Raw genomic sequence first — 16086 nt, 5'->3', positions numbered from 1 at the left:
AGTCTTTGGTCAGACTGCTGTTTTCAATGCACTGTTGAACACAGGATCTGTTGGGTGGCCTGAGCTGGATTTTATTTTAAACAGCGCAATCCCCATATAGGCCATTGCTATGGATACGACAAGGTTAAGCCAGTTAAGCAGTGCCCAAGGAGCGTAGTCAAGAACGGAAACACCGAGAGTTGAAGCAAAAAAAGCACCACCTGTTGTCCAGGGGATAAGGCCACTGGTTAAGGTCGCTCCTTCCTCTAGGGAGCGAGACATAACACGACGGTCGATGCCTTTACTGTCATAGGCCTCACCAAATAGCTGGCCACCAAGAATGATGGTCATATAGGCTTCGCCCATGGCCATGTTACCAACAATGCAGGAGCCGATGGTTGCTGCTACCAGTCCTGCTGTTCTCCTGACTTTTCCAAGAATGAATTCGATCAGGACTTTTAGAATCCTGCAACTCTCCAGAATACCTCCAAGAGCCAAAGCTATAAGTGACAATGAGAGAGTCCACATCATTGAAGTGATACCGCCACGGCTGAATATCTGATCCAGCACATTTTCTCCTGTGTGAATACTGCAACCATGATACAAACTATTAAGAATGGCAGGGAATGACTGCTCCTGAATAATGGCAGCGATAGCTACTGCGATAATCGAGGTAAACATCATAGCAGGCTCTGCAGATACCCGGGCAACACTGAGTACAAACATGGTTGCGAGAGGCAGCAGTGTGATCAGGCTGGTGTTAAAATGCGAGGCAAGTGTAGTTTGCAGTACTTCCAGTTGGTGAGAAGGCAAGGCAGTGCTTCCGTATTCCAGCCCTATTACTGTGAAGGCGATCAGTGTGATGAGGTAAGAAGGCCCTGTCGTATAAAACATGCTGTTAATATGGCTGTACAGGTTTGTCTTTGATGTCATTGCTGAAAGGTTGGTTGTGTCGGACATAGGGGACATTTTGTCGCCGAAACAAGCCCCTGAAATGACCATACCAGCAATGACCGGTTCCGGAATCCCCATTGTCGAGCCTATCCCCATGAGTACTACTCCAATAGTACCTACTGTTCCCCAACTGCTTCCGGTCGCTAGAGACATGAAGCTGCACAGCAGCAGCCCTCCTGGCAGAAAGAAGGCCGGACTGATAAATTCGATTCCATAGTAAATCAGTGTTGCAAGTGTTCCACTGGCAATAAATGCTGCAATCAAAACACCAATCAGTACAAAAATAAATACGGCGGGCAGGGCACTGTTTATGCCCTTACACATAGCTTCTCTTATATTTTTATAGCTGTATCCTAAATGAAAGGCAGAGAATGAAGCAATGAGAATGGATATTAAAAGCAGAGAGTGGAGATTGATTCCAGCGAACAATCCTGAGGTTATTACAGCAATAATTGTGATTAACACAACTAATGCATGGAGAAGTTCAGGGTGAGATTTGTTTTTTGAAGAACTCGACATAGAGAAACCAGGAATGGTTGAACATTAATCTGATAATATAGGTGTTGTTTAATCTCGTCATTTGCAAAGCATGTCAACCATGTGATTTGAGTCAGTATTAAGTGGATTAGTGTTTTATGACAGCTGAATTTAAATAATTATCATAAGTCATTCGATTTATTGCGATGAAGGCAAATGATTAGTGTTGTTGTTGAGTGTTATCGGGCTTTACTAATTCGATAACCACTATCATTTTTGATGGGAATACGTATAACTTTTTAAGTACTTGTTGTCGAATAATTGAGTTAAAGCAAGTTTTTTGTAAAAAATAAGCGTAGACTATTTGTTAATATATTTACTAGATGAGTTTTTTGATTTGATAAATCGATAGTTAGTTTAAGATTGAGTGTTTATCTTTTATGTCTAATGGATAAATAAAATTGCATGCTTGCTGTTAAAAGCTAGCTATCTAGCTGTTTTTGTTTCTTTTACGATTATGATGATGTTAGCAACTGTTTAAAATGTATTAAATACTCTCTCCTTGGTGCACTGATTTCATATGCTTGTTGATATGAAATAGTTTTTTCTGACTCTGAATCTATCGATTGATGGTGATGCCTTGTGTTGCATGTCAAATCAAGTTAATTAAGTCGAGTGCTTAGCTCTTGTAGGTTGTTTTTAGTGTTAGTTAAGTTTTCTGCTAAGTCACTCTATAAGGATTTAAACTGTTTGGAACCAGTCCCAATGCAAACTGATGTATTAATTATCGGCAATAGTGCAGCAGGACTCTCTGCTGCTGAAACTATACGAAAGTATGATTTTGATAAAAAAATAACCATCGTATCTAAAGAATCGGGACCTGCTTACTCTCGTGTTCTATTGCCATATGTTCTGCGAGGTAAACTAGATTATGACAACCTTTTCATTCGCGATGGTAATTACTATATAGAAAATAATTTCTACTATATTGAAGGTTTAATTGTTTCGGTAAATACTGAATCAAAGACAGCTGTTTGTGAATCTAGTGAAATAATTAAATACGACTCGTTATTAATTGCTACCGGTTCAAATCCTGTAAAGCCACCTATCCCAGGTATTGAGTCTGAAGGCGTCTATCATATGTGGACGAAGGATGATCTTGATCACCTGATGCCGCATTTTAATAAAGACAAACGTGTTGTTGTCATTGGTTCCGGTTTTGTCTCCCTTCAGGCTGCCTGGTCAGCCGTATGTAAAGGGCTCAAGGTTACTGTTATTGAACTGGCCGATCGCATTATGCCCAGTGTCATTGATAACAAGGGTGCAGAAATACTGACCGGAAAAATAAAAGAGTGTGGTGTCGATTTAAGAATAGACACGCTCACCCTGGCCATTAAGAAACGGGATGATGGCACTTTTGTTATTGACCTGAAAGATCAGAGCAGTATCGAAGCCGATTTCATTATTGTTGGAACAGGCGTAAAGCCTAATACATCGTTCCTGGAAGAAACCGATATTGATATCGATCGCGGTATCTGCGTGAACCGTTATATGCAAACCAGTGTTGATGATGTCTATGCCGCAGGTGATGTTGCAGGTGGTCCGACAGCTTTTGGCGATCAGCACCAGATACATGCCCTTTGGCCCACAGCGATAGAGATGGGCAAAGTGGCCGGCATGAATATTCTGGGTAAACAGTTTGTTTATGAAGGCAGTCTGAATATGAACGTGACCCAGATGTACGACATGACCGTAGCTTCCATGGGTCAGTTCACTGACAACCTTGATTGTGATGAGCACCTGATGCCCGAGTCTTCTGGTATGGGCTATCTGAAAATTTGCGCTAAAGATGACCAGATTATTGGTGCCTGCCTGATTGGTAAAACCTCGGCGATGAAAATCTTTGGCATGCTACGCCCGGTTATTCGCCTTAACAAGAAACTGAAGGTGGATATAACCCGTCTGGAGAGTGACCTTCAGAAATTAACTTATGGCGTAGCCCACTAAATTCGATTGAGGAACGTAAAACGTGAAAACTGTATCAATTGACAGAAGCAAGTGTGTGGGCTGCAGAAACTGCGAAATGGCCTGTGCTTTTGCCAGAACCGGAACCACCTGTGAGAGTCAGGAATCCAATATCAAGGTCAATCATTATCTTGATGAGCGTGTCCTGATGCCTATGACCTGCCTGCATTGCAGTGAAGCCTGGTGCATGAGTGTCTGCCCTGCCGGCGCTATCAGCCGTAACGCTGACACTAATGCTGTTGTGATCGATGAAGACCGTTGCGCGGGTTGCAAGATGTGCATGCTGGCCTGTCCATTCGGCAACATTCATTTTGATAATGAAAAGCTGGTCAGCCGTAAATGCGATCTTTGTGACGGTGCCCCAAAGTGTGTCGAACACTGTATCGCCGGAGCTCTGAAATACGAAGATATGAATGATAATGCTGCAGCTCTGCGTTGCAAAAACGACCACAAACTCATCGCACAAGCTCTGTAATTTCAGGATCAGGTAGTAAATCAAATGGCGAAGCAAGAAATCAAAAAATCATGCTGCAGAATGTGCGGCATGTTGTGCGGTATCGATGTCAACGTAGAAGATGGTCGTGTTACCGAAATTAATGGCAACAAGGCGTTCCGTGCTAACCGTGGTCGTATTTGTATTAAAGGCAGCTCCGGTGTTACCCAGTTGTACAACCCTGAACGCCTTACCAAACCGCTGAAGCGCACCGAAAATGGCTTTGTAGAAATTGAGATGGAGCAAGCCATGGATGAGATTGCAGAAAAACTGCAATCGCTTCAGGCCGATTATGGCACTGAGTCTGTCGGTGTCTGGAAAGGTGAGGGTATCGGTTTTGCCCAGCAGGAAGGTCTTGCCCGTCGTTTTATACACGGTATCCAGTCCCCTAACTACTTTTCCAATGACACTCAGTGCTTTGCCGGCCGATATATCGCTTACAACATGGTTTTCGGTACCTGGCCATGTGCTGATTTGAGAAATACCAATCTTGCCGTCATGTGGGGCACAAACCCGCCGGCTTCCCACTCGTACTGGACTCAGGATATCAACGACGCACGGGACAAGGGTGCGAAGCTGATCGTTATTGACACCATATACACAGAAATGGCTCGCCTCGCTGATCTGTATATTCAAGTCAAACCGGGCACTGACAGTATTCTTGCCTGGGGACTGATTAAACAGCTGATCGATCAAAAGATGGTCGACAATGAATTCGTCAGCAAGTTCACCAAGGGCTATGACGAGCTGGAAGCTTATGCCCAGACTTATACACCTGAATATGTGCAGGAAAAAACGGGTGTTACTCCTGAACAGATGGCTGCTGTCATTCAGCACTACAGGCAGGCCGGTAAGAAAATTGCCAACTGGTGCGGCACCGGTCTGGAGCATCAGGCCAATGGTGTTAATAACGTTCGCTCCGTGGGCTATATCGACGCTCTGATCGGCGCTGTAGATGTGCCTGGCGGTATGATGACGGTGGAAGGTTTCGGGGCCCGAAGCCTGGAAATCGATATTGAACCTTCCCTGATGAGCAAAGCCATTGGTCGGGAGCAGTTCCCGATTCTGTACGGCATGCGTGGCGAATGCCACACCCTGCTGCTGATGGATCAGATCCTGTCTGGGAAACCTTATCCGTTCAAGGGGCTGGTTATGACTGCCGCCGACCCTGTGCTGACCAATGCCAATACTGGCAAGGTAGAAGAAGCACTCAAGGCACTGGATTTGCTGGTGGTTAAGGACCTGTACCTGACTGAAACCGCAAAGCTGGCTGATTATGTGCTTCCTGCGGCGTCTTATCTTGAACGCTCGGAACTGCAATATAACGGCATTAATCAGACCGTTATGCTCACTGAAAAGGTTGTCGATCTTGGTCATCAGAGTGAGTACGAATTATTCAAAGGTCTGGCAGACCGCATGGGCATTGCAGAACTTTTCCCATGGGAAAATGAAGATGAGCTTAATGCCTGGCTGATTGAGCCAACCGAAATGTCTCTGGCAGAACTGGCAAGCCATCGAGACGGTTATCAGTTCAAGCCATTGACCTATGAAAAAATTCACCGCGCTCTGGAGCGTGGCGAAAAACCGTTTAATACACCTTCCGGTCTGATCGAGTTTACTTCCGGCCACCTGGAAGCAATTGGTATGGAGCCGCTGGCTAAGTTTCAGGATGCACCGGAATACCTGGGAGTTGAACCGGATGAATACCCGCTTGTATTAATGACGGGCGCCCGAAAGGTGATGTATTTCCATGGCCGTTACAGAAACCTGCCACAACTGGAAAAGGTCATGCCGAAAGCTCAGGTTGAAATGCATCCGGCTGATGCTGATCGATTTGGTCTGAACCACGGTGAAAAAGCACGCGTCATTTCCGCTTACGGCGCTATAGATATTCATGTACGTGTTATGAGTGCAAAAGAGATAGTCCCTGGCGCAGTGCAAATCACCCACGGCTTTAAAAATGCCAATGTTAACTACCTGGTAGGCGATGGAATTACCGACCCTATTTCAGGTTTTCCGGCACTCAAGTCTGTTCCCGTTCGTATTGAGAAAATAATCAATTAAGTCAGTCAGGAGAGCCGTTTCAGCGGCTCTCCTGTTACCAGTTCTTTTAACCGTTTCATACAACTACCTGCAGGATAAAATCATGCAAAATCAAAAAGGTCTTGGCATGCTGGCCATGGGTGCTGTAGCAGTCTTCTGGGGACTCTCTTTCTACAGCATCAAGGAGGTTGGCACGACCATCGGGCCATTTACACTGGCTACTGCACGCTTTGCTATTGCGTCACTGGCTTTTCTGATCATCATGTTTTTGACAAAACAGGATACAAAAATCGATCGTGAAGATTACAAGAAAATTGTTATCAATGCGCTCATTGGTATCGCTATCTACTACCCTCTTAGCATGTATGCGATTAACCTGATTCCTGCTGCGGCTGGTTCCGTGTTGTCCGCTATTCAGCCAATCATCATGATTGTGCTTGAGGCCGTGGTTCTTGGTATTGCCATTACACGAAAAAATGCTTTTGCCGTTGCACTGAGTGTTGTCGGTGCCTTGCTCACCGTTGGTGTTATTAATACCGAAGGCGGAGAAGGTATCTTTGGCTATGTACTGATGTTCCTCTGCACCTGCATGTGGTGTGGTTATACGGTACTTCAGCGTCCGTTGAACGAAAAATATTCTCCCATCACCCTGAATGTTTACCAGTTCATCATCGGTACAGTGATTATGTCTCCGAGTTTCTTCCTGGAGAATAACAACTGGTCTACCATGACCGGCGTTCAGTGGTTTAACCTGGTTTATCTGGGCATTGTCTGCTCCGGCTTGTGCTTCGTGCTTTACAACTTCTCATTGCCACGTATTGGCGCTACCACTAGCTCATTGTTCCTGAATGCTGGCCCGATCATCACGGCTATTCTGGGTGTGATTATCTACGGTCAGTTCCCAACCCTGATTAATGGCGTGGGTATTGTCATGACGGTTGTAGGTGTCACCATTGCAACAGTAGATTTCAAGAAAACCGAAGAGCTGGAGCTTCAGACTGCATAAGTGTGCAGACACACGTAATCGAATATTAGATTGTCATTTCCCCGCCGTAGGCAGGGAAATGACATACGAATTCAAATGTCCGAGTACTTAAAAGTCAGAGGTACTGTTAGTCCGAACCATTCGGAATCGTCCCTGCTTTCATGATTGATATGAGGGTGGGGGCTATTTCTGAAAGCTTGTAATAAGCAAGTTCGCAGATAACCAGTGGCTAACACTGGTGTTCAGAAACCCAGATCGATTGTGCCCCATTGTCCATAAAACTCCATGCCAGCATATGACTGATTTTCTGCCCCTGACTCATAGCAATAACCTTCACCTGTTTTGCCTTCATTCGAGTTAACAACTTTTGCAGGGGAAGCAGGTTATCTTTCTTGGAGACAAGGCTGGTAAACCAGCAAATCTGCTGAGAGAAATCCTGACTTTCCCGAATCATCTTCTTTAGAAACAACAGCTCACCACCTTTACACCAGAGTTCAGCTTTCTGGCCGCCAAAGTTCAGCTTTTGATCCGGGTTTTTATTAGCGTCATTAACCTTGATGCCATTTCTTTTCTGCCTTGAACGGTCAAGGTTGCGCCATTTACGTTCCGTACCGGACTGAGCTTCTTCCAGTGAAGAGTGAAAGGGCGGGTTACAGACCGTGATATGAACTCTGTCAGCCTCGGCAACGATATTCCTGAAATAACTCTGCTGATCGGGTTGAAGAACCGCCTTGATCTTACCTTTTAAGACAGAGTTTGCATCGACAATGGTTTTAGCGGTGTTCACGGAAACCGGATCAATATCGCTGGCAATAAACGACCAGCCAAAAGTCTGACTGCCAATGATCGGGTAAATCAGGTTGGCGCCCGTACCAATATCCAGAGCCTGAACCTTTTTCGGATTCAGCGGCTTGAGCAGGTCGGCAGCGTGATGAAGATAATCGGTTCGACCCGGAACCGGTGGGCAGAGATAACCTTCCGGAATATCCCAGTGTTCTATCTGATAAAAGCTTCGTAACAAAGCTCTGTTCAGCTCTTTAACCGATTCAGGTGAGCGAAAATCAATGGTCAGCTGGCCAGTCGGATTTTTAATCAGATGAGGTTTCAGCGCTGGATGCTTACTGGCCAGAGAAAGGAGGTCGTAGCTGCCCTGGTGAGGGTTGTCAGGATGCAGAAGAGCGGTTTTACGGGTCATTACGATAGCTGTAGGCGTTGGGGCTGCGATTTTATCCCAGCAGACAGGTAATAACTACACTTATCCCTTTTGCTATAGCTCTTTAAGATAGTGCTTTAAGATAGTGCTTTAGATAGCATGATTTAAGATCAGCAAAAGGAATAATCGATGTTGGCAACGCACTGGATAGCCGTGGCTGCCGGGGGTGCAACAGGCGCTTTGCTGCGAGCAGCAACCTATGAACTGTTCGCCCTGACCCGTAACCCGAACCTGCACTATATTCCCACTCTGGCGGTGAATGTCGTGGGTTCGTTGATTATGGGCATCTGCTTCTTTCTGTTGATGGAGAAAAGCCAGTTGCCCGATGTCTGGCGCATTTTTATTATGACTGGGTTACTGGGCGCTCTGACCACTTTTTCAACCTTTTCACTGGATCTGCTTCGACTGCTTCAATCAGAACGAATGATGGAAGCTCTTGCCTATGGGGCAGGCAGTGTTGTGATCTGTTTGCTGGGTACTTGCCTTGGCTATTATGGCGCTAAACTGCTGAGCTAAGTTTTTGGGTTCTGCCTGTGATAATACAGGTGGAATCTCGGTAAAGCTTTGTCCTGATAAGTACCCTGGCATATGAATAACAGCTTGATATTCGATCACGTGTGCTTGCACACATGTTATCGAATATCCGCAGGCTATGGTGTATTATCCGCTCTTATTTGTTATTGAATCCAGCAACTGTTTTTCGTTCATACGCTCTTCTGTCCTGATCGCCTCAACCGGCCGTTTCATCATGGTTTCGTCAATCAGGAAAAAGTGGTTCAGCGGTAATGGAAGAAAAATGGTACCGATCTGGATTCTCTTTGGACTAATGCTGGTCATTTTTAAATTAGGATAAGCAATGCTGGATCCCAAATACGTTCGCAGCAACCTTGATGAAGTCGCTGCTCTCCTGCGTAAGAAGCATTTCGAACTGGATGTTGACCGTCTGCGCGAACTGGAAGAGCGTCGTCGTTCCCTGCAGATTCGTACAGAGCAACTGCAGAGCGAACGTAAGTCCGGTTCGAAAGAGTTTGGCAAGATCAAATCCCAGGGCGGAGACATCTCCGAACTGAAAGCCCGTATGGACAAAATCTCTGCCGAGGTTAAAGAATCCGAGCAGGAACTGTCTGCCCTGCAGGTTGAACTGAACGATATCCTGCTGGGTGTGCCAAACCTGCCGGATGCGTCTGTACCGGAAGGCAAGGACGAAGACGACAATGTTGAAGTTCGCACCTGGGGTACACCGCGTCAGTTCGACTTTGATGTAAAAGATCACGTTGATCTGGGTGAACCACTGGGACTGGACTTTGAAACCGGTGCCAAGCTGTCCGGTGCTCGCTTCACCCTGATGCGTGGCCAGATTGCCCGATTGAACCGTGCTATTGCCCAGTTCATGCTGGACGTTCAGACCTCTGAACACGGCTACGAAGAGACCAATACTCCGGCGCTGGTTCATGACACCGCTCTGTTTGGTACGGGCCAGCTGCCGAAGTTCAGTGAAGACCTGTTCAAGACCACCTGCGAAGAAGCGGAAAAGCCTTTCTACCTGATTCCTACTTCTGAAGTGACGCTGACCAACATTGTCAGCGACACTATTCTGGACGAAAAACAGCTGCCACTGAAATTTACTGCGCTGACTTCCTGTTTCCGCAGTGAAGCAGGCAGCCATGGTCGTGATACCCGTGGTTTGATTCGCCAGCACCAGTTCGAAAAAGTGGAAATGGTGCAGATTGTTCATCCGGAAAAATCTTTCGAAGCTCTGGAAGAAATGGCTGGCAATGCTGAAACGATTCTGCAGAAGTTGAATCTGCCTTACCGTGTTGTTGCTCTCTGCGGTGGTGATCTGGGCTTTGGCGCAACCAAAACTTTCGATCTGGAAGTATGGCTGCCGGGTCAGGACAAGTTCCGTGAGATCTCTTCCGTCAGTAACTGTCTGGACTTCCAGTCTCGTCGTATGCTGGCTCGTTTCCGCAGTGCTGGTGGCAAGCCTGAACTGGTACACACTCTGAATGGTTCCGGTCTGGCTGTTGGTCGTACACTGGTAGCCGTACTGGAAAACTACCAGAATGAAGACGGTTCCATCACGGTTCCTGAAGCTCTGGTGCCTTACATGGGCGGCCTGACCAAGATCGGTGGTTAATCATTTAACGGTTGTCCGGTAATAAATGGCTCGCTGAATGCGGGCCATTTTTTTGCGTGAAAAAGATACTCTCGCTCTAGGCTGATTTAGAGAACATTGATCTTTACCTATAAGGAATAAACAAAGATCACAATCGTCTTGCTTAACCCCCGCAAACTGCTGTTAAAATCGCCCGTATAACGCTTTCCTCCTGAATAGCCGTAGTCATGGAACTCGCCTGTGGATTACCTGCCTCTCTTTCTCGACCTGAAACAACAACCTGTCCTGCTCGTCGGTGGTGGGGATATTGCCCTGAGGAAAGCCAGACTTTTGAACAGCGCCGGAGCTTCGATTCATGTCGTGGCTCAACAGATCGGTGAAGATCTGAAAACACTGTTAAGCGACTCTCGGCATTTATTGCTGGAACGTAGCTATCAGGCCAGTGACCTCGAAGAGGTAGTTTTGGTGATAGCGGCTACTGATGATCAGCAAGTGAATCGGGAAGTAGCAAGGCAGGCAAAAGAGAGAAAGCTCTTTGTTAATGTCGTGGACGATGCCAGTGCCGGCAGCGCGATTATGCCTTCGATTGTTGATCGTTCTCCGGTGGTTGCAGCTTTTTCTACTGGTGGCAAAGCACCAGTACTGGCACGAATGCTGCGGCAGCAACTGGAATCCATGTTGCCTGCCGGTTACGGTCAGCTGGCCAGTCTGGCAGGGAGTTTCCGTAAAAAGGTGAATAGCCGGTTCAGTCAGCTGAACGATCGCCGGTATTTCTGGGAAAAAGTGCTGACCAGCAGTGCCGCTGAAAAAGCCATTCAGGGTGACCTTGCAGCAGCGGAATCAATTTTTGAGCAGCAGCTGAACGACGCTGAAGCGACAGATGTCGGTGAAGTCTATCTGGTAGGCGGTGGGCCTGGTGATCCTGACCTGCTCACCTTTAAAGCCTTGCGACTGATGCAGCAGGCCGATGTGGTACTTCATGACCGCCTGGTGTCCGAACAGGTATTGTCGCTGTGCAGAAGAGATGCTGACTTTATTTATGTTGGAAAGAAACGTGATCGTCATGCTCGCCCGCAAGAAGAAATCAATCAGCTGCTGGTGGATCATGCCCGCGAAGGTAAGCGAGTTTTAAGATTAAAAGGCGGCGACCCTTTTATCTTCGGTCGTGGTGGTGAAGAAATTGATACTCTGGCAGAAGAAGGCATTCCATTTCAGGTGGTGCCGGGCATTACTGCTGCGTCCGGTTGTTCAACCTATTCCGGTATTCCTTTGACTCACCGTGACTATGCTCAGTCAGTGCGCTTCGTTACCGGGCATCTGAAGGATGACAGCTATAACCTGAACTGGCATGAGATGGTTGATCCATCACAGACGCTGGTCTTTTACATGGGTTTGATGGGACTGCCAAGAATCTGTGACGAACTGCAGAAGCAGGGAAGACCTTCAGAAACACCAGTGGCCCTGATAGAAAAGGGTACTACTCAGGAGCAGCGTGTTTTCACCGGCACTCTGGCCAATATTACCGAGCAGGTAAGTGCTAACAAGGTGAAAGCACCAACGCTGATTATTGTTGGCGACGTAGTCAGTCTGCACGATAAGCTGAAATGGTTTAAACCTGCGGGCGAATGATTGCCTCAGAAGTGCAGGTTTAACAAGTGCAGAATAGACAGTGACAGACGTTTATTCTGTATAGATTACTTTGTTTTCAAGCACCCGATAAACTGAACTCCACAAGACAAACCAAAAGAACAATACAGGTAATAATAAGGCCGACCGGAAATGGACCATTTCCGTGGTTCTGGCGAGGCTGATTCATTGCAAGTTGACCCTGGGCTATGCGGTGAAGTGTTCAAAGGAAACTTGCCATCGGCGGGATTTTAAGCAGCTATAGGGTCAGAAAATGTTTTTTGTAAAACGTTGAAATGATCGCCAGACATATGCCTGATAACCGCAAGCGATTTCAGCAATCCTTTGCTTGCACGAAGCCTGCAAGGAGTCGACCCCGGCCATCCAATCCTGGACATCGCCTGGCGTTCAGTACTATGACCCGCTACTGGTAGGAAAAGTTTCAGTTGGCTCGTAGTTGGTCAGTGATGCTGACGGATTAGTTAGGAATTGTCCCGAATCAGGTTCCCGAACTACTCCTGCATTCAGAGTATACCAATGCCGTAGGTTGGGTTGAGATACGAAACCCAACTAAAGTTAAGATTAGTGCTGCTCAATTGTTGGGTTTCGTACCTCAACCCAATCTACAAACTGTCGTTAGGTGAAGTGTGTCATGGGCATGGTACAAAACCTGTCTTTTGCAGGTTTTTGATGGGAAGAAAAAGAGGCTCGGGCAACTGCTGCCAGTCAAACCATTGCCATTCAAGGCACTTCTCGGGCTCGAGTACTTCAGGCATTCCGTTTATACCATCAGCCAGCATAAACAGAGTGATATAGTGTTTCCCTTCCTTAGTGAATACATCATTGGTGTATGGACCGGCTGTCAGTGATGATACTGTTAAGCCGGTTTCTTCCATAAGCTCGCGTTCAGCACATTGCTGCGGAGATTCACCGTATTCCAGATGCCCGCCGGGAAATGCCCATTGGCCTGTGCCATGACTGTTGACTCTTCTGCCCAGAAGGACTTTTCCCTGATGGCGGACAATAACGCCAACACCTATACGTGGGACAGGCTTGCTCATAATTAGACTCAGACAGGTTTATTGCTGTTTCAGATCAACAAATTAAACCGTCTGAGCTTGTCTGGGTCAATCAAGAAGATAGAGATGCTTGCTCTGTACCCAGCCTTCTGGATTCGAAGTATAAAAACCGGAAACATCCGGGCTGACGAGAATCATGGAAGATGGATGAAGCACGGGAATGACCGGTAGATCTTTTGCCAGTATTTTTTCGGCTTGAAGGAAATAAGGGAGTCGTTCAACAGCGTTTTTTTGACTGGCGGCACTCTTGAGAATAGTTCGGAAATCCTCAGACTGGTAACCGAAAATAGGGCTGTCGATCAGTGGCAGCAGGAAAGCCGTTGCATCGTTATAACCGGCCAGCCAGCCAAACCAGAGCAGATCATATTTTTTCTCTTTCAACTCTTCAATAAATTCGGGCCATTCTTTAGTGCTGATTGTCACCTTTATCCCCAGAGTTTTCACAAGCTGCTGCTGAACCTTTGGCAGTACTTCTTTCTGATCAAGTCTTTTGGGGCTGATGATATGGATCGATGTTGCCTTTTTATTAGTGCCTGAACGGGTAAGCAGCTGCTGTGCATCCTTCACTCTTTCCGGGTTGTTCAGCAGTGCTTTACAGGTATCAGGGTCCGGACTGAAACCATGAGTCAGTGGTGCTACAAAGCTGCATGCAGGGCGAGTTTCGCTGCCCTGAAAGTCATCGACGATCAGTTCGTTGCGGTTGATGGCCATGGATAAGGCTTGCCTGAACTCATTGTTTTTCAACTTTTCGGATTCCGGGTTTACCAGCAGCCCAAGGGTATTCAGTGACTGGTTTTCAAACACTGATTCAGGGTGCTTTTTTTCCAGCTCAAAAATGTCGAAGGGAGGCAGTGATGCTGTGGCTGTTAATGCCTTTTGTTCAAACAGGTCAACCTGTTGTTGCCATGAAGGAATGATCAGGTAATTGACTTCATCGATATCGGAATCGGACTTTCGGTAGTAGTTCTTGTTCAGGCTGAGCCTGATATTTTCCTCTGCTACTTCCTTAATCTGAAAAGCCCCGTTTGTGATCAGCTTATCCCAGGGCGTGTCTGCCTTGCTGTCCTTATGAACAGGAAGAAATGATGGAAAAGTCATTAGTTCCAGAAAGTAAGGGGTAGGTTGCGACAGATAAACAATCAACTGATTGCCTTTAGCTTTCACTTCGAGTGCATCCGGATTACCGGCCAGCGCTTTCTCGGCACCCAGAATATTGGCCACTTTCAGATACCAGCCGTAAGCGCGGGACGATTCAGGTTTCGCCAGTGCCTTAAAGCTGCGAACAAAGTCAGCCGCGGTCAATGGTGAGCCGTCTGCCCATTTCAGGTTGTCCCTGAGCGTAAAGGTGTAACTCAGACCGTCAGAGGCTCGCTGGTAGTCTTTTGCTAAAGCGGGAACAGGCTGGCCGTTGCGGTTCTGGGACACCAGTCCTTCATAAATATCCTTGATGACCTGTGCGCCGGGTGAACCACCAAAAAAATGTGGGTGTAATGATTTTGGCGTTGCCATCAGGCCTCTGCTGATAGGTTCAGCGTAACTGTCAGTGGTAGCAAACATCATAACGGTGAGCAGAAAAGCAACCGACAGACAGAAAGACAGGGAGTGCAATGAGCGCATTAAATCAGCAATGACATATTTTGCCGCCATGGATATAAACCTCAATCATGAAACAGGTGGCGTCGGTTGGTTTCTAAGAATAGTCGTTACTGAAGAGTTAGGAAGGGATGTTCTGATAACAGGTAGTGATGACTAAGAAAGGTTGAACGAATGTGCCAAGTAAACGAAGAGAGCAGCGTATAAAAAGAAGAGTATAGAAAGCAGCGTGTAGAAAAGAGAGCAGGGACTGATGGCTAAGTCATCAATCCCTGTTAATCAAATCAGATCAAACCAGAGCGGCCTCGATTCGATCCAGAGCTTTTTCAAGCGCTTCATCGCTGGTAGCGAAGGAGATACGCATGCAACCTTCGGAACCGAATGCAGAACCAGGTACCAGGGCTACGCCTTTTTCCAGCAGCATTTCAGCGAAATCGGTGTCTTTCTCAAAGCCCAGCTTGTTCATGGCTTTGGTAAAGTCGGCAAACGAGTAGAAAGTACCGTCAGCTTCAATAGCATCAACACCTTCGATCTTGCTCAGACGGCTGAACACATAGTCGTGACGTTTCTTGAAGGATACCAGCATTTCCTGCACACATTCCTGAGAACCGGCCAGTGCTTCAGTAGCAGCAGCCTGGGCAATGGAACATGGGTTGGAGGTGCTTTGGGACTGGATCTTCTTCATGTTTTTGATCAACCACGCAGGGCCACCGGCATAACCGATACGCCAGCCCGTCATGGAGTAAGCCTTGGAAACACCGTTCAGAACAATGGTTCTGTCGTACAGCTCAGGGCAGGCCATCAGGATGTTGCAGAAAGCTTCATCACTCCAGAGGATATGCTCGTACATATCATCAGTAGCCACCATCACCTCTGGGTGCTTCAGCAGAACAGCACCCAGCGCTTCCAGTTCGGCACGGGTGTAAGCAGTACCGGTCGGGTTGGATGGACTGTTCAGTACCACTAGCTTGGTCTTTTCAGTGATGGACGCTTCCAGTTGCTCAGGTGTCAGCTTGAAACGGGATTCCAGGCCAGCCTTAACAATAACCGGTACGCCTTCAGCGATGGCGACCATGTCCGGGTAGGACACCCAGTAAGGCGCAGGAATAATAACTTCGTCGCCTTTGTTGATCAGAGCCAGACACAGGTTGAAGAAGCTCTGCTTGCCGCCGGAAGAGACCAGAATCTGGTCGGCAGCGTATTCGTGACCATTATCACGTTTGAACTTGGCGATAATAGCCTGCTTCAGTTCAGCAGTACCATCAACAGCCGTGTATTTGGTTTTACCTTCATTAATGGCTTTAATGGCGGCGGCTTTAATGTGATCCGGGGTATCGAAATCAGGTTCGCCAGCACCCAGACCAATAATATCGTGGCCTGCAGCGCGAAGTTCGGCAGCACGGGCAGTCACAGCCAGAGTTGGAGAAGGCTTGACCATTTGAACGCGTTGGGAAGGTTGACCAGTCACGTTATTCCTCGTTCATCGTTATTTAATACGAGACA

13 protein-coding genes are annotated in these 16086 nt (G+C 47.1%); 7 read left to right on the top strand and 6 right to left on the bottom strand.

Features of this window, described 5'->3' with window-relative positions:
• Positions 1-9: 9 nt before the first annotated feature.
• Complete coding sequence (gene nhaC, locus EOPP23_RS15640) at positions 10-1452, bottom strand: Na+/H+ antiporter NhaC (protein ID WP_153766927.1); 1443 nt, start codon at positions 1450-1452, stop codon at positions 10-12.
• A 723-nt stretch (positions 1453-2175) separates the two neighbouring features.
• Between nhaC and EOPP23_RS15635 the strand changes: the two genes are divergently transcribed.
• From EOPP23_RS15635 to EOPP23_RS15620, 4 genes are all read left to right on the top strand, one after another.
• On the top strand, positions 2176-3417 hold the full coding sequence (locus EOPP23_RS15635) for an NAD(P)/FAD-dependent oxidoreductase (protein WP_153766926.1): 1242 nt from the start codon (positions 2176-2178) through the stop codon (positions 3415-3417).
• Between the two features lie 22 nt (positions 3418-3439).
• On the top strand, positions 3440-3910 hold the full coding sequence (locus tag EOPP23_RS15630) for a 4Fe-4S dicluster domain-containing protein (RefSeq protein WP_370514782.1): 471 nt from the start codon (positions 3440-3442) through the stop codon (positions 3908-3910).
• A gap of 24 nt (positions 3911-3934) precedes the next feature.
• Positions 3935-5992 (top strand): molybdopterin-dependent oxidoreductase, encoded by a 2058-nt coding sequence (locus tag EOPP23_RS15625; RefSeq protein WP_153766925.1) that lies wholly within the window; start codon positions 3935-3937, stop codon positions 5990-5992.
• 82 nt (positions 5993-6074) lie between these two features.
• On the top strand, positions 6075-6977 hold the full coding sequence (locus EOPP23_RS15620) for a DMT family transporter (protein ID WP_153766924.1): 903 nt from the start codon (positions 6075-6077) through the stop codon (positions 6975-6977).
• Between the two features lie 208 nt (positions 6978-7185).
• On the opposite strand, the gene rlmF is transcribed toward EOPP23_RS15620, so the two are convergent.
• Positions 7186-8151, bottom strand: coding sequence for a 23S rRNA (adenine(1618)-N(6))-methyltransferase RlmF (gene rlmF, locus EOPP23_RS15615; RefSeq protein ID WP_153766923.1), 966 nt, complete (start codon positions 8149-8151; stop codon positions 7186-7188).
• A gap of 147 nt (positions 8152-8298) precedes the next feature.
• Here rlmF and crcB point away from each other — a divergent pair, with 147 nt between their 5' ends.
• Entirely contained in the window at positions 8299-8685 is a 387-nt protein-coding gene (crcB, locus tag EOPP23_RS15610; RefSeq protein ID WP_153766922.1) for a fluoride efflux transporter CrcB, read from the top strand.
• Between the two features lie 144 nt (positions 8686-8829).
• On the opposite strand, the gene EOPP23_RS15605 is transcribed toward crcB, so the two are convergent.
• Positions 8830-9006 carry a hypothetical protein gene (locus tag EOPP23_RS15605; RefSeq protein WP_153766921.1) on the bottom strand — a complete coding sequence of 59 codons (177 nt, stop codon included), beginning with the start codon at positions 9004-9006 and terminating at the stop codon, positions 8830-8832.
• 19 nt (positions 9007-9025) lie between these two features.
• On the opposite strand from EOPP23_RS15605, the gene serS reads away from it, so the two are divergent.
• Complete coding sequence (serS, locus tag EOPP23_RS15600) at positions 9026-10306, top strand: serine--tRNA ligase (RefSeq protein WP_153766920.1); 1281 nt, start codon at positions 9026-9028, stop codon at positions 10304-10306.
• 219 nt (positions 10307-10525) lie between these two features.
• A complete protein-coding gene (cysG, locus tag EOPP23_RS15595; protein WP_370514781.1) occupies positions 10526-11914 on the top strand; it encodes a siroheme synthase CysG in 1389 nt (462 codons plus the stop codon).
• 647 nt (positions 11915-12561) lie between these two features.
• On the opposite strand, the gene EOPP23_RS15590 is transcribed toward cysG, so the two are convergent.
• The 3 genes from EOPP23_RS15590 to EOPP23_RS15580 all read right to left on the bottom strand — a co-directional run bounded on the left by EOPP23_RS15590 (position 12562) and on the right by EOPP23_RS15580 (position 16021).
• The gene (locus tag EOPP23_RS15590) at positions 12562-12972 is read right to left on the bottom strand and encodes an NUDIX hydrolase (RefSeq protein ID WP_153766919.1); all 411 of its coding nucleotides are present in this window, start codon (positions 12970-12972) and stop codon (positions 12562-12564) included.
• Between the two features lie 66 nt (positions 12973-13038).
• The gene (locus EOPP23_RS15585; RefSeq protein ID WP_153766918.1) at positions 13039-14637 is read right to left on the bottom strand and encodes a peptide ABC transporter substrate-binding protein; all 1599 of its coding nucleotides are present in this window, start codon (positions 14635-14637) and stop codon (positions 13039-13041) included.
• Positions 14638-14872: 235 nt separating this feature from the next.
• Positions 14873-16021: a pyridoxal phosphate-dependent aminotransferase gene (locus EOPP23_RS15580; RefSeq protein ID WP_153767227.1), complete on the bottom strand. Its 1149-nt coding sequence runs from the start codon at positions 16019-16021 to the stop codon at positions 14873-14875.
• Positions 16022-16086 lie beyond the last annotated feature (65 nt).

Source organism: Endozoicomonas sp. OPT23 (assembly GCF_009653635.1).
Taxonomy (GTDB): Bacteria; Pseudomonadota; Gammaproteobacteria; order Pseudomonadales; family Endozoicomonadaceae; genus Endozoicomonas_A.
Note: the sequence above shows the minus strand (reverse complement) of the source record. Positions and strands in the feature narration are given on the sequence as shown.